The sequence below is a fragment of the Paenibacillus sp. G34 genome (genome assembly GCF_056856875.1).
The window spans coordinates 2763717-2779498 of sequence record NZ_CM166469.1; the positions used below are offsets into that span (position 1 = coordinate 2763717).

At 45.4% G+C, this 15782-nt stretch carries 9 protein-coding genes; 7 read left to right on the top strand and 2 right to left on the bottom strand.

Annotated features, from left to right (window positions below; genetic code table 11):
• The first annotated feature begins 260 nt into the window (after positions 1-260).
• A complete protein-coding gene (locus AC1VYS_RS12775; RefSeq protein WP_482914550.1) occupies positions 261-3008 on the top strand; it encodes a PAS domain-containing hybrid sensor histidine kinase/response regulator in 2748 nt (915 codons plus the stop codon).
• Between the two features lie 174 nt (positions 3009-3182).
• On the opposite strand, the gene AC1VYS_RS12780 is transcribed toward AC1VYS_RS12775, so the two are convergent.
• Complete coding sequence (locus AC1VYS_RS12780; RefSeq protein ID WP_434751474.1) at positions 3183-3395, bottom strand: cation:proton antiporter regulatory subunit; 213 nt, start codon at positions 3393-3395, stop codon at positions 3183-3185.
• A 122-nt stretch (positions 3396-3517) separates the two neighbouring features.
• Positions 3518-4273 (bottom strand): hypothetical protein, encoded by a 756-nt coding sequence (locus tag AC1VYS_RS12785; protein ID WP_482914551.1) that lies wholly within the window; start codon positions 4271-4273, stop codon positions 3518-3520.
• Between the two features lie 672 nt (positions 4274-4945).
• Here AC1VYS_RS12785 and AC1VYS_RS12790 point away from each other — a divergent pair.
• The 6 genes from AC1VYS_RS12790 (at position 4946) to AC1VYS_RS12815 (ending at position 15725) form a co-directional block, all read left to right on the top strand.
• Positions 4946-6640: a M3 family oligoendopeptidase gene (locus AC1VYS_RS12790; protein WP_482914552.1), complete on the top strand. Its 1695-nt coding sequence runs from the start codon at positions 4946-4948 to the stop codon at positions 6638-6640.
• A gap of 868 nt (positions 6641-7508) precedes the next feature.
• Positions 7509-8660, top strand: a complete 1152-nt coding sequence (locus tag AC1VYS_RS12795) for an iron-containing alcohol dehydrogenase (RefSeq protein WP_482914553.1) — start codon at positions 7509-7511, stop codon at positions 8658-8660.
• 730 nt (positions 8661-9390) lie between these two features.
• Positions 9391-10554 carry a glucose-1-phosphate adenylyltransferase gene (locus AC1VYS_RS12800; protein ID WP_482914554.1) on the top strand — a complete coding sequence of 388 codons (1164 nt, stop codon included), beginning with the start codon at positions 9391-9393 and terminating at the stop codon, positions 10552-10554.
• Positions 10555-10676: 122 nt separating this feature from the next.
• Positions 10677-11780: a glucose-1-phosphate adenylyltransferase subunit GlgD gene (gene glgD, locus AC1VYS_RS12805; RefSeq protein ID WP_482914555.1), complete on the top strand. Its 1104-nt coding sequence runs from the start codon at positions 10677-10679 to the stop codon at positions 11778-11780.
• 364 nt (positions 11781-12144) lie between these two features.
• Positions 12145-14577, top strand: a complete 2433-nt coding sequence (locus AC1VYS_RS12810) for a glycogen/starch/alpha-glucan phosphorylase (protein ID WP_482914556.1) — start codon at positions 12145-12147, stop codon at positions 14575-14577.
• A 275-nt stretch (positions 14578-14852) separates the two neighbouring features.
• Positions 14853-15725, top strand: a complete 873-nt coding sequence (locus AC1VYS_RS12815) for an effector binding domain-containing protein (protein ID WP_482914557.1) — start codon at positions 14853-14855, stop codon at positions 15723-15725.
• Positions 15726-15782 lie beyond the last annotated feature (57 nt).

Sequence of the window (15782 nt, forward strand, 5' to 3'; positions counted from 1 at the left end):
ACCTCCGTTCTTCAATACGTTGAATATGCTGAGACGCCGAAGATCTGAACATGTCGATTTTTGTCTGAGATTTTTGCTTCTGTATCGTTTAACGATCAGGGTATTTGGGGTACTACTCTTATAGTAAAGTTATGTTCCGTTCGATCTGTTCATACGAATAACATTACATTCTCATCGAAACAACATTCACACCCAGATTAAAGCAACATTCACACTTAGATTAAAGCAACATTTACATTCTCGGTAAGGGAGGATATGTAGTGTCGAACTCCATCACACAGAGCCGGTCTTTGTTCGAACAATTATACACACACGCGCCAATCGGCATTGCTGTCGCTTCTCACGTTAATGGACTGTGGGTACAGTTGAATCCCGCTTTTTGCGAGATGCTTGCATCAACGGAAGAGGAGCTGTTGCATACTTCTGTTGTACATATGATTTATGAAGAAGACCTCAGATACGAAGAGTTTCGTAAAAATTTCTGGGAAATGACCAACGGTGAACAGCCGATGTACGAAACAGAGGTGCGTTTGAAACGAAAAGATGGTACGTTGCTGTGGGCAACGATCAGAGCATGCATTGTCCGGGACGAGGAAACGGAAGAGCCATTGTATTTACTGGTACAAGCTGCAGATATTACAAAGCAAAAAGAGGCGGAGGAACGACTCCTTGAACAGCGTAAACAGCTGGAAGAGAGCAGTCGTATTTCACGTATACTGGCTGAATCATCATTGGATTTGATTGCAATTCATGAGGCGGACGCGGAGCGTACATTCAAATATGTATCTGATGCGAGCAGAAACATGCTCGGTTACGAGCCTGAAGAAATGATAGGACGATCCGGCATGTTCTGCATTCACCCGGAGGATATTCCGGCCGTACAGGCCTACATCCGCGGTCAGATGGATGGACTCACACCGGAACGTATTAGTTATCGGCTGCAACACAAGAACGGATCCATTATATGGGCGGATACATTAACCCATTATGTGTGCGATGAGTCAGGCAAACTGCAGGAGATGGTCGCAGTTACTCGAGACATTACAGAAAGTAAACAGCAGCAGTTGAATTTACAAGAGTATACGTCGTTGTTTGACTGTAATCCGCTTGGAGTAGCTTCCTTGGATCTGGATGGAAATCTGCTGAAAGCCAATGCGGGGCAGGAGCAATTGACAGGCCATACGAGAGAAGAACTGTTAAGCCGGCCTTTCGATCATCTGATTGATCCGGTAGATCTGGAGAAGACACGTTATCACTTTGAAGAATCGGTGAAGGGCATAGCTCAGAGCTACGAGATTGGCTTGATTCACAAAAACGGGCAGCGAATTGAGACAAGTGTCATCAATGTTCCTATTTTACTGGAAGACAAAGTCGTTGGCGTATATGGAATTACGAGTGATGTTACATCAGCTAAACGTTATGTCGAAGAGATTGAAAATTTAAGTTACGAAAGAGCACTGATCTTGAATGGAATGTCCGAAGGGGTCATTGGGCTGGATCTGGATGGGAATGTGAATTTTGCCAATCCTGCTGCGGCGGAGATGATGAGCATCTGTCCAAACGAGATGAATGGCAAACCTCTGGAGAAAATGATGATACAGATGCAGAGTGAAGGAATTCCTTATCCGGCGAAAGGTACGCCTATTTTGCGGGCTGTATGTGAAGGAAGGCCATTGCCGCGGACAGAATCGGTATTCTGGCGGCAGGATGGCTCGAGCTTTCTCGCGGAGTTCCAGCTTAAGCCGATTATGGATCAAGGGAAAACGCGTGGCGCCGTGCTGGTGTTCCGTGATATGACGTCGGTGAAAGAAATCATTCGTGCAAAGGAAGCGGCAGAGCACGCCGATCGTGCAAAGTCCGAGTTTCTTGCTATTATGAGCCACGAGCTTCGTACACCGCTTAACGGGATTATGGGAATGGCACATCTGTTGATGGAAACAGAACTGGACGAAGAGCAGCGAGGATTTGCGGAGATTATGATTGATAGCGGGGAGTCGCTGCTGTACATTTTGAATGAAATATTGGACTTCAGTAAAATTGAAGCAGGCAAAATGGATCTGGAACAAGGGCCAGTAGATATTCGGGACATGCTGAACAGTGTAATGGAGCTGTTTTCCATCAAAGCTGCTGAGAAGAAGATTGAACTATATAGTGAGGTCTCTTCACAGATTCCTGAACGTGTGAGCGGAGATGAGACAAGGATTCGTCAGATTCTTATTAATTTGGTGGGCAATGCGGTTAAATTCACCGAAAAGGGAAGCGTTACGGTTAGTGCGGAGATAGATCATTCGCCAGAATATGGCCCGGATCATCTGCTGCTGTCGTTTAAGGTTAAGGATACAGGCATTGGCATTGCTTTGGATAAGCAGCATCAATTATTCCAATCCTTCTCCCAATTGGACCCATCCATTAATCGCAAATTTGGAGGAACGGGCTTAGGTCTTGCCATTAGCAAGAAATTAGTCGAGCTAATGGGTGGAGCCATCGGTGTCCAAAGTGAGGTTGGTCAGGGTGCGGAATTCCAGTTTACCCTTGTGTTAGAGAAGTGGAAAGAAGAAGTACTGTCTGCAGAAGATGAGGTTGCTATAGCGCTTGAACTGCCAGAACGTCAACATCTTGCTCAGGAAATTCGTATTTTAATTGCGGAGGATCAGGCTTTGAACAGTCATCTGTTAGAGGAGATGCTACGCAAATTCGGTGGGGTGTGTGATGTCGTGGAGAATGGAGCGCAGGCTGTAGATTTACTCGCGATAACGCCATACGATCTGATCTTTATGGATATTCAAATGCCTGTGATGGATGGGATCGAAGCGACTTGTGAAATCAGGAAAACCCATCCGAAGATCCCGGTGATTGCAGCAATTACAGCTTTTGCCGGGGAACGCGACCGAGAAGCCTGCTTGGAATGCGGAATGCAGGACTTTATAAGCAAGCCTTTCCATTCGTCAGAGATTATTCGCGTTCTGAACACGTGGGTGCCCTATATACATGCTCAGAAAGTGAATTGATTTTGCACTCTTTGAGGCCAGATCAGGAAGCGCTCAACAAATAACCAATACAAAAAACCTGTATCTCCTTTGGAGTACAGGTTTTTTTGCGTGTTTGTAAAGATACAATTTTATGGTGTTTGGGGCAACTGTTTTTAGTGTTTCAATCTGCTGTAATGTGATGGAACCCAGTACTCAAGACCATCCACCGATTAATCCTGAGAGGGTTACACACTCATCATCTTCCAATTCTGCAATCAGCGTGAGTTCTTCATCATCCTGCGGATTTACTGAAAACAACTCACGGCGTCCGTCTTCGTGCTTAATGATGACTAATTGATTACCGCCTTTTGTATGGAACTGGTACTTAACCCCGATACCAGGCAGGGCGCATTCCCGGATATTCATGAAACTTGTTCACCTCTTTAGTTTTTGCTTAAATCATCCTGTTAACCGTTCTCACAGTACGGATGTATTCTACTATCCATAACACCGTTTGGCAAGTCACAAATCAAATAGCCGGATGAGAGTCATGAATTTCCACGATGTACCGTCGGTTTTTGCAATAGTCTCGCCCGTCTGCGCCGGATGAGAAACCAGATGAGCAGGGCCAGGATCAGCACAAGGCCAATGATGGAAACGATCAGAATATTTCGAATATTCGGAATTTGTACGGTCAAATCCAGCGTATTCTTTTGCAGGGGAGAAATGTTCCAGATCAGCGTTTTACCACCATCCTGCACCTGATCCGCATTGGAATCTTCGGCTTGGATCGGTAGAGACAGTTTGAAATCAAATTTCACATCTTTTAACAAAAGTCGTTTGAGAAAACCTGGAACATTGTTGATCTTGTCTTTAATATCCCCATCTGGCATGGATTCCATAAGGTCAGCTTTAGCAACAATATGCATTTTGGACGTAAAGAAACCTGGGGTCGTTGATTGTTCGATCTGAATACCTGGTGGCAGCTTGGAAGAATCGAACCCGGTCATATTTCTTTTTTCATAATGGGTCGTTGCTTTTAACACACTCTGATCAGCCTGTTTGGTCACTTCTGCCTTAAAGTTATTCCGTTCCAATGCTTCAGCTAGCAAAGGCATCATATTGTCTTGTCCAATTTTGCCAAGAGCGGAGTCCGACACACTTAGATTTAGATCCAGATCTGCGGTTCCGTTTGTATTTACAGTCACATGGGCTTCTCCATCCGCACAGGCGGATAACATGATCAGCATGAAGGCAAGCACAAGAGCAAGTGATAATGAGTGTAAAGAAATGCGAGTTGACATGAAGCTCCTGCCTTTCTGTGAAAATATGTTGAGGTAATGTCCATATCCATCCAATCCAGAAGTATAGTATACAACGGAACGTCTGCAGATGCTAACAAGTCGTATAAAACAAGACTTGTGGTGAGATAACAAGGGATGTAACTTGAAGAAAAGAATACCAAAAGTGATGTTTTGGGTTGATTAAAATTAAAGATTTCGTATTTTTGTCAATCTTCGGTCAATTCAAACCGTCATTCCGCGTGTACACTAGTATAGAGATGAATATACGGGCAAGGGGGGTACATTCATGACTTATATTATTATTCTGGCTGTGATTATGGTTGTGGGTATGATTGGAATGGGCTGGTTCTATAAGATTGTTGACGAAGATAAACACTAATTTGCAAATCAACTGTAACATTTGAAAAAGACAAGCCTATAAGCTTGCTTCGCTGATGCGGGCAGGCTTATTTGTGCTGATGCGATTCAAATATGATAAAGCCATACATTTAAACGGATCATACAGATACCTCACGCAACGATGTGAAGGGTTCAGTTCCGATTGGAAAGCATTTGACCGATGGACAAATATTTTTCGTAAAGATGGGATTTTTAGGCTTTACTTTTGTATAATAGGGAATAGCTTCTCGGGTTTTTCCCCGAAATTTGCCAAACAGGAAAGGGTGTACATAAATGAAGTTTAGTGAATACACGTATACACGTCCCGATCTGGAACACATCAAGACTGCTTTCGGTGAACTGCTGGAGGGATTCGAAGCGGCGTCTTCAGTGGAAGAGCAAAGTGAATTCATGGACAAGATCAATGCCTTGCGCAGTGATTTCGAAACCCAGGCACAGCTCGTCTATATCAGACATTCCATTGATACCAACGATGAGTTTTATAAGGCAGAGAACGAGTTTCTGGATGAAAGTCAGCCTGTTGTTCAGGAGTATATCACGGATTACTACCGTGCGCTGGTGAATTCCAAGTTCCGTGCGGAACTGGAAAAAAAGTGGGGAACCCAACTGTTCCAGCTCGCCGATCAGGCGTTGAAAACATTCAGCACGGAGATCATTGAAGATCTCCAGAAGGAAAACAAACTTTCTACGGAATACAATCAGTTGATTGCTTCCGCTAAAATTCCGTTTGAAGGGGAAGAGCGCACACTGCCTCAGTTGCATCCGTTTGAGCTGTCTACCGATCGCTCCATGCGGGAACGTGCTTCAGAAGCCCGCTATACATTTATGGCAGAGCATGAAGCGGAATTCGACCGCATTTACGACGAGCTGGTGAAGGTGCGTACACAGATTGCGAAAAAGCTGGGCTATCCAAGCTACGTGGAGCTCGGTTATGATCGTATGAACCGTACGGATTATAATGCTGAGATGGTAGCGAATTTCCGCGCACAAGTTCGAGATTACATCGTACCTGTTGCAACCAAGCTCAGAGAACGTCAGCGCAGCCGGATTGATGTGGATACACTCTATTTCTACGATCAGGGCTTCAGCTTCAAGACGGGTAATCCAACACCCAAAGGTGATCCAGATTGGATTGTGGAGAACGGCAAACGTATGTACGCGGAGCTCTCGCCAGAGACCGATGTGTTCTTCCAGATGATGACCGAGAATGAATTGATGGATCTGGTTAGTAAAAAAGGTAAACAGGGCGGCGGATATTGCACGTTCCTGAACGATTACAAAGTACCGTTTATTTTCTCCAACTTCAATGGTACGTCGGGTGATATTGATGTATTGACACATGAAGCAGGACATGCTTTCCAAGTTTACGAGAGCCGTAACTTTGCGGTACCGGAATATAACTGGCCGACCTTTGAGTCTGCGGAGATTCATTCCATGAGTATGGAGTTCTTCACATGGCCGTGGATGGAATTGTTCTTCAAGGAAGATACGGACAAGTACAAGTTCGATCATTTGTCCTCAGCCCTGCTGTTTATTCCATATGGTGTATCTGTCGATGAATTCCAGCATTTTGTCTATGCGAACCCGGATGCGACACCAGCAGAACGCAAGCAGGCTTGGCGCAACATTGAGAAGACTTATCTGCCGCATATTAACTACAAAGACAACGCGTATTTGGAGCAAGGTGGCTTTTGGCATAAGCAAGGTCATATCTTCTCATCGCCATTTTACTATATCGACTACACGCTGGCTCAAATCTGTGCATTCCAGTTCTGGAAACGCAGCAATGAAGATATGAAGTCGGCATGGGCGGATTATCTGACATTGTGCAAAGCAGGTGGTAGCCTGTCCTTCACAGGTCTGGTCGAGCTTGCTGGTTTGAAATCACCGTTTGAAGACGGCTGTGTGTCCTCTGTCATTGGGGATATTGAAGCATGGCTTGATGGTGTAAACGACAAAGCCCTTTAAGTAAGGGGCAGGAAGTAAAGCGGAGTAAAGTAAAGTAAAGTAAAGTAAAGTAAAGTAAAGTAAAGTGGGTCAGCCGAGACTGGCTGGATAGAGTGAGACAGGACAATTTAGATGTAATGAGGTAAGACAGGGTAAGCAGTAAGCAAGCTGTAGTGTATAATGCTAGGTTACAATAATGCAACGCCACCAGTACTAAATGGATACAAAGGTGAGCAGGAGATCGTAACGTGTACGAATAGAAAAGGTTTCCGCATGTTACTGTGTTGCCTGCTGTGGTATGGGCTAACGATCACCACAGAGCTTATTTCGCCATTTTGGCGTGATCCACGATTCTAACGATCCGTAGGAACGTTATTTGCTGGAATATGCACGTTTTGGCTTCAGTTTTGCTCAAAATGAGCTAAATAGCGTCGCTGAGGATCGTTAGATTTTTTTTATGCGAGAATGAAGGGAAATAAGGCTTCTGGTGATCGTTAGAACTTGGGCGTTGTGTAGCGACTTCCTAGGGTTGTACAAATTTCCTAGGTAACAAATACGCTATAAATACGCTATGGCTATGCAGCAAGATAAGGCGACTTAGACTCTTCGGGGGTGTGAGTCGTCTTTTTTGCACATAAATATCATAGAAAGATAGTACGAGATGCATAGCATCGATGAAAGTAAGCGAATAGATACGCAAACAGCCCATGAAACTAAACAATTAGAAACTAAAAAATATAAAAAGAGCAAAAAATAAGCTTTAAACTTCCTTGTAACTAGATAGGACAATGTAACATTCATCAAGTGATTGTGATTTATTTCACTATAGCTGCAAACGGATTCAGTTACAATAAAGGTAGTAAATCAGGGTTACAGGAGGCTGGTTCAGATGGCAACGCATGCATATTATGTTCCACCCGTGAATTTGATGGGTAGAGGGTGTTTGCAGGATGCAGCTCCAATGATTGGACAGATGGGTATACGCAAGGCACTGGTCGTTACAGATCAGGCACTGGTTACGTCAGGTGTCGCTGAGCGTGTATTATCTACACTGCGACAAGCAGGGTTAGACTATGTCGTATATGATGAGGTACAGCCCAATCCAACATGCGATCATGTGCATGAAGGATTACGAGTATTCCAGAACCATGGCTGTGACGCCATTATATCGATAGGCGGAGGTTCACCGCAGGATGCTGCCAAAGCGATTGGTATCGTTGCTGCGAATGGTGGACATATCCGTGAATATGAAGGACTGCATCAATCCAAAACCAAATCGGTTCCGCTTGTAGCTGTGAATACAACAGCTGGTACATCAAGCGAGGTAACGATGAACTACGTGATTACAGATGAGGAGCGAAAAGTGAAAATGGTGATGGTGGATCGAAACTGTCTAGTTGATCTGTCGGTGAATGACCCCGAGCTCATGCTGAATAAACCTGCCAGCTTGACGGCAGCTACGGGCATGGATGCGTTAACCCATGCGGTAGAAGCAATGGTTACACCTGGGGGTTTTACGGTTACAAGTGCAACCGCTGCAGCGGCGGTCAAGTTAATCTTTGAATACTTACCAAGAGCGGTTAAGGATGGAACCGACCTGGAAGCCAGGGAGTATATGACATACGCGTGTTTCTTGGGAGGCATTGCTTTTAATAATGCGGGTCTTGGATATGTTCATGCCATGGCGCATCAGTTAGGGGGAGTGTATGATTTGCCACATGGTGTATGCAATGCCATGCTGCTGCCTTATGTCGAGGAGATGAACGCCAAACATGTGCCGGACAAATTCCGTCACATTGCCAAGGCGATTGGGATGGATGTGAAAGAGCGCACGGATGAAGAATGTGCAGATTATGTAATTGCGGCAATCCGAGAGCTGGCGAAAGAAGTGGGCATTCCTGAAAAATTATCCGAACTCGGTGTGCAGAACCCCGACGTGGAATTACTCGCAAGTAATGCGATGAAAGATGCCTGTGCACCAGGCAACCCGTATCAACCATCCAAGGATGAGGTAATCGACTTGTTCCGAAAGATTATTTAACGCCAATTAAAAGATAAATATAGTCGAAGATATATCCTCTCAATAGCAACTAATCAGGGGCAATATGTGCTAGCCCTGTCGTCTATGACCTGAAAGCTTATGTAAGTATACGGGTGAATTAGAGTGTAAAATAGCCGATGTATAGAGCCGGAGAGATCCGGCTTTTTTGATATGTGCGAACCCTCCCAATCAAGCAGTTTGATTTTACCATATTATTACCAAAAGGATTTTAATTTGTGTTTAGCGAATAGATTTAAATAACAGCGGCAGTTACAGGAGCACATAAGGTTCAAACCAGTGTTGCCCTAATTTTTTTCAAATTCGCCGTTACCGCAAGATTCCCCGATTGAATTCCTGTTTAATGGGTAATAAGCACTTATTCTAAGAGCTCATTTTTTGCCAGTTTTCAACGCAACTAAAGTCATTTTCTACATGATCAACATGATCCAGATGCTAAACCCAATCTACATGATTAACGTTCATCGACACACCGCCAGCCTTATTTGAATTGAAAAAAAACTTCGACCCAAACATGTTCACTGCTTAGATTCGCTCAACCAATCCAGATGATCACAAACGAAAGACGTCCCGTTACATATACACGATGTCTTATACCGTTACACATCTGTACAGCATGCTCCTAATCAAGACAGCCGTGTTTTCACAACAGAATATCGATTATGGGCTCTGAAATGAATCAGAATGAATGCACGTGGAGGAGGCTGTAATGATGGCAAAAAAAGAGGTTGTAGCGATGCTGCTCGCCGGAGGGCAGGGTAAACGATTAAAGGGATTGACGAAATCACTGGCAAAGCCAGCAGTTTATTTTGGGGGAACCTACCGCATTATTGATTTTCCACTGAGCAACTGCTCGAATTCGGGTATTGATACCGTTGGTGTGTTGACCCAATACGAACCGCTTGTGTTGCATTCCTACATCGGTATTGGCAGTGACTGGGACCTGGATCGCAAAAATGGCGGGGTTTATGTACTTCCACCCCATGAGCGGGAAGACGGAAGTAACTGGTACCGAGGTACAGCAGACGCGATTTACCGTAACCTGAACTTTATTGAACAATTTGATCCCGAACATGTGCTGATTCTGTCCGGTGATCATATTTATAAGATGGACTATGATAAAATGCTCCAGTATCACAAGGAAAAAAATGCCGACTGCACCATTTCAGTGATTGACGTTCCGCTGGAAGAAGCGAGTCGTTTCGGTATTTTGAATACGAATGAGGACTACAGCATCTATGAATTCGAAGAAAAACCTTCCCAGCCCCGAAGCACACTTGCTTCCATGGGCATCTATCTCTTCAAATGGGATGTGCTGAAACGGTTCCTGATTCAGGACGAACAACAGGCATCTACCTCCTACGATTTTGGTAAAGACATTATTCCTTTGTTGCTTGAAAATGATAAATCTTTAGTTGCTTACCCGTTTGAAGGGTACTGGAAAGACGTTGGAACGATTCGCAGTCTGTGGGAATCCAATATGGATCTGCTTGATGAGGAGACGCCGCTGAATCTGAATGATCCCAACTGGCGTATTTTCACCCGTAACCCGAACCAGCCTGCTCAATATATATCGCCTGCCGCCAAGGTACGCAATTGCATCATTAGTGAGGGCAGCATCGTACACGGAGAGGTAAATCATTCTGTCTTGTTCTATGGAACAGAGGTAGGAGAGAACAGTGCGGTGATGGATTCCGTTGTGATGCCACGGGTTAAAATTGGCCGGAATGTTTCTATCCAAAAAGCAATTATCTCTGAAGGATTAGTTATCCCAGACGGAACCCGGATAGCCCCTGCGCCGGGAGACGAGAGTGATATTTTATTGGTAGATCAGGAAGAACTGGAACGACAATTACGTCAAGGAATTGCTAATTAATTTGCGTATCCAAGGAATAAGACCAATGTTAACGTTAAATAGGGAGATCTCCGTCATCGTGTGCAAATGCAGATGCGAGACTTATGCTCTACCAAAATGGTTTAAGAAGGACGGTGCGCGCGATGAAATCATTGATCGGAGTAATTAACCTTGACCATGAGCTGGAAGAATTGAAGGAATTGACGTACTTTCGCTGCGGAGCCGCGGTGCCTTATGCCGGACGTTATCGTCTGATCGATTTTGTGCTGTCCAACATGATGAATGCAGGTATTGAAAGCATAGGTGTATTTGTTCGCCGCAAATACCGTTCGCTGATGGATCATCTGGGTGATGGTAAGCCTTGGGATCTGGATCGCAAACATGGTGGCATGTTTATTCTTCCCCCGGACTGGAACGACCCGACGGACACTTCGCAGGGAGATTTGCAGCATTTCCACAATAATCTGGATTTCTTCCATAGAGGCGCGGGGCAATACGTTGTACACGCAGGCAGCAGACATGTGACTAAAGCTGATCTTCAGGATGTCTATCAATATCATATTCGTAAGGGAGCGGACGTCACGCTGGTTTGCAAAAGAGTAGACCAATTGCTGCCTGAGCATGAGTCCTGCGTCAAAGTCGATCATGATGAGGATGGCAATGTGGTGGACATTCACCAATGTGCCGACCATACGAATATATATACGGAGATTTTTATCATGGAAAAACAACTGTTCCTCAAACAGGTGCAGCGCTGCATTGAACATGGTGAAACTCATTTCTTCCGTGACGCTATCTTGAAAAATCCGAGCGGATTGAAAATCGCGGCCTATGCTTATCAAGGATATCATGCCGTAATTAATTCGATTGACAGCTACTACCGCAACAGCATGGATCTGCTGAATACAGGACAATACGAACAGCTTTTCAAAGAAGATCCTGTGCAAACCAAGATCAAATACGAAGCACCCGCCAAATATTTGGAATCAGCGGATGTCAGACACTCTCTGCTAGCGAATGGTTGCATTGTTGGTGGTGAAGTGCAGGATAGTATCCTGTTCCGGGGTGTGCATGTGGCCAAGGGAGCGAAAATTAAGGGTTCGATCATTATGCAGAAATGTTATATTGGCGAAGGCACTGTACTGGAGAACGTCATTCTGGATAAAGACGTGAAGCTGACCGGCGGGCAGACGTTGATCGGTGCCCCGTCGAATCCGTATATTTTGGCCAAAAGCACTATTATTTAAAGCAACAATCCGTCCGATATCATCCATAACTATAAATAAAAAAATAAAATCCTGCGGGTACGTTTTCAGGTTTGTGTCTGTTTGAACGCATGAAGTGCCACCGTCAAAGTTGCTATGTTGGTGCAGACGCAGTGGAGGGAACGAAATCAATTCTGGAGAAGCGGAGCGTTCGCCTTTGTCTCCCCATTTCAACCTTGTAAAAGGTGATCAGGAAATGGAAGAGACAACAGCGATCGAAAGAATGATTCGTGACTGAAACGGGTGCTCGGCTCCAACGTCCAGCTTTAAAAGGTGTAACCGCATGCCTTCGAACTAGTCACGAACCGCCCTAACCTCGCAGGATTTCACCGGGAGGAACCTACTTTTGTTTGACAACAAAGAAACGTTTAAATCGATCTTTCAACGGAATCTCGTCAGCAAACTGGGCAAACCAATTGAAGAAGCGACAAAGGAAGACGTGTACCACGTGCTCGGCAGTATGATCCGTGAATATGTGGGTCAGGACTGGGCAGCTTCGAATCAGGGATTCAAGCAGCGTCAGGATAAACAGGTGTATTACTTCTCGCTGGAGTTTCTGATTGGACGTCTGCTCGGCAACAATCTGCTGAACGTAAATGAACTGGAACTGGTTCGCGACAGTCTAGCAGAACTTGGATTTTCGCTAGAGTGTATTGAGGAACAGGAGGCGGATGCGGGGTTAGGCAATGGAGGACTGGGAAGACTAGCTGCCTGTTTTCTAGACTCTTTGGCCTCACTCGGCTATGCGGGACATGGATGTGGTATCCGTTATAAATACGGTTTGTTCGAGCAAAAAATTATCAATGGCAATCAGGTCGAGTTGCCTGACAATTGGCTGGATAAGGGTAATGAATGGGAAGTGCGGCGTCCAGACAAAAAGGTTGAAGTTCAGTTCTGGGGCCGCGTTGAGGCTTACGAGCAGGATGGACATTACCATTTTGTGACGAAGGACGCTGAATCGGTTGTTGCTGTTCCGTATGATGTACCTGTTATCGGTTATGGTCAGCCACATGTCAACACATTACGGTTATGGAGTGCCGAGCCGAAACGGGAAACGTCAGTGGACACCCCTTCGAACTATTACGGATACCTGGACTACAGCCGTTCCGTGGAGTCGATCTCCGAATTCCTTTACCCGGATGATTCCCAATACGAGGGCAAATTGCTGCGTTTGAAGCAACAATACTTTATGTGTTCCGCAGGTGTGCAGAGTGCATTGCGTACATTCAGTAAACTGGGGCTCTCTTATGACCGTCTGCCGGATAAAGTGGCGTTTCATATCAATGACACCCATCCGACACTGGTGATTCCCGAACTAATGCGGATTCTGATGGATGATCAGGGCTATGGATGGGACGAAGCGTGGGACATTACTACACGCACCGTATCTTATACGAATCACACCACACTGAGCGAGGCCCTGGAAAAGTGGCCGGTGGCTATGCTTAGCAAGTTGCTGCCACGCATTTATATGATTATTGAAGAGATCAATAAACGCTTCTGCGGTTTGCTGCTGGATCGTTATCCCGGTGATTCCGATCGCATCGAACATATGGCGATTATCGCGAATGACCAGGTTCGCATGGCACACCTTGCCATCGTAGGCAGTCATAGTGTCAATGGTGTCGCTGCACTGCATACCGAGATTTTGAAAGAACGGGAGATGGCACCGTTTTACGCCTTGTATCCGGAGCGATTTAACAATAAAACCAATGGCATTACACACCGCCGCTGGTTAATGCATGCCAATCCGAAGCTGTCGAATCTCATTACAGAGACGATCGGCAATGAATGGATCACGGAACCTGGCAAACTCGAACAACTGGCTGATTATGCGGATCAGTCCGCTTTTCAGGAACAGTTTCGTGCGATCAAACGAGATAACAAAAATCGTCTGGCGTCTTACATCCTAGATCACACGGGGGTACCCGTTGACCCGGATTCTGTATTTGACGTACAGGTCAAGAGATTACACGGGTACAAAAGACAACTGTTGAACATTCTGCACGTCATGCATCTGTATAATAGATTGAAAAGCGATGCTTCGTTTGATATGGTACCGCGCACGTTTATCTTTGGGGCGAAGGCAGCGCCGAGTTATTATTTTGCCAAGAAGATCATCAAACTGATTAATACAGTGTCAGACACCGTGAATCGAGATACAGCGGTAAACGATCGATTGAAAGTCTTTTTCCTGGAGAACTATTCTGTTTCGCTTGCCGAGAAAATCATCCCAGCAGCAGATGTGAGTGAACAAATCTCAACAGCGGGAAAAGAAGCTTCCGGCACAGGCAATATGAAATTTATGATGAATGGCGCACTGACGATCGGTACGATGGACGGGGCAAACGTAGAGATGGCAGAGCAGGTCGGTGAAGAAAACATGTTCATCTATGGACTTCGCGCGGATGAGGTGATGGAATATTATCGGAATGGCAATTACCGTCCGAACGAAATCGTGGATCAGGATGAACGTATCCGCGAAGTCGTGGAGCAACTAGTACATCCGGGGGCATTCTGTGATCGGGATGGAGAGTTCTGGGATATTTATGACTCGTTGCTTGCGCATGGGGATGAATATTTTGTATTACGTGATTTTGCGGCGTATGCGGATGCTCATACGGCGATTAATCAAGCGTATCGTGATGTTTCCGGCTGGACTCGCAAGGCGGTACTTAACACAGCGCATTCGGGCATCTTCTCCAGTGACCGTACAATAAGTGAGTACGCAACGGATATTTGGGGAATTCATCCCGTGTCAGGACACTGGAATGGTTAGCCTACAGAAGGCGTGTATGTAAAAAAAAGAATAGATAACTTAGCATTTAAATTAGCTTTACAAACGGAAGTTCATTTTCTCTTGTTTGATGTCTGCGTCTGCCGTGGCGAAGTTTGCTGCAGGGCTGCAGACATGAACAAGAGATTTTTGTTATTTACGTTCGCATTCAGGATCAAAAAATGTCTGAGTATTTCAGTCATACTAAGTGAAGAAACAGACCAGTAAGGTAAGACAAAGTAGAGTACATATCACGCAAATGAATAGGAGACGTATATATGGATCATTACTCACGAATTCAGCTCGCCATCGAGCATCTGGAGCAGCATTTGCAGGAGCCTTTCAATATTAGGGAGGCGTCGGCTGCCGCAAGTTTTTCAGCATTTCATTTCCAACGCTTGTTCCAGGCTATTACAGGTTTTACCGTTCTGGAGTACGTGCGCAGACGAAGACTAACGGAGTCGGCAGCAACCTTGCGGAATACGGCTCAGGGTGTGTTGGAGATTGCGCTCAGTTATGGTTATCAATCACAGGAAGCCTTCACCCGAGCCTTCGATGCTCACTATGGAATTACACCGGCCCGGTATCGCAAGCAGGAGGAGCAGGAGCATTTGACGGAGAAGCAGATGCAGCAGAGGATTGATTTTAATGAATATCGTTCAAAACTCGGTACAGATTTCCACATGAATCCGCCGCGTCTGGTGACGCTGGAGCCGATCTGCATCATAGGTTACGAATATCCAACGAATCTGAACAATGAGCAGCATTACGCAGAAATTCCTGGTTTCTATCATGATTTCGGAAGCCAGCAGAAGTTCATGAACATTCCAGACCGGATTCGCCCCGATATGGCGTACGGCGTTGCAGCTCAATTTCAGGAGGATGGAGCATTTTCATTTATTATAGGGGAGGAAAGTGCAGGGAGTGAGGATTCCCTGGAACCCGGATATACCTGTCTGGAGATTCCAGGCGGGCTGTATGCCGAGTTTACAACCGAAGGCTCAGAGCAGGATGTGCGCAAAATGATCTACGGAAGCTGGTTAGCTGCATCCAAGTACGAACGGCGGGAGGGACCGGACTTTGAAGTGACTGATGTATGGAAGTCAACGCCCGAGCGGCTGGACATGAAGATCTATATCCCGCTAAAATAGACCTTACCGCGCGTTTGGCGGGAAAACAAGGTCAAGAAAGACTCGAAGCTGATCGCA

Bases quoted from the DNA above. Each gene is read 5' to 3' on its own strand.
- AC1VYS_RS12780 (WP_434751474.1), bottom strand. From the start codon at position 3,395: ATGAATATCCGGGAATGCGCCCTGCCTGGTATCGGGGTTAAGTACCAG.
- AC1VYS_RS12785 (WP_482914551.1), bottom strand. From the start codon at position 4,273: ATGTCAACTCGCATTTCTTTACACTCATTATCACTTGCTCTTGTGCTT.
- AC1VYS_RS12790 (WP_482914552.1), top strand. From the start codon at position 4,946: ATGAAGTTTAGTGAATACACGTATACACGTCCCGATCTGGAACACATC.
- AC1VYS_RS12795 (WP_482914553.1), top strand. From the start codon at position 7,509: ATGGCAACGCATGCATATTATGTTCCACCCGTGAATTTGATGGGTAGA.
- AC1VYS_RS12800 (WP_482914554.1), top strand. From the start codon at position 9,391: ATGGCAAAAAAAGAGGTTGTAGCGATGCTGCTCGCCGGAGGGCAGGGT.
- glgD (WP_482914555.1), top strand. From the start codon at position 10,677: ATGAAATCATTGATCGGAGTAATTAACCTTGACCATGAGCTGGAAGAA.
- AC1VYS_RS12815 (WP_482914557.1), top strand. From the start codon at position 14,853: ATGGATCATTACTCACGAATTCAGCTCGCCATCGAGCATCTGGAGCAG.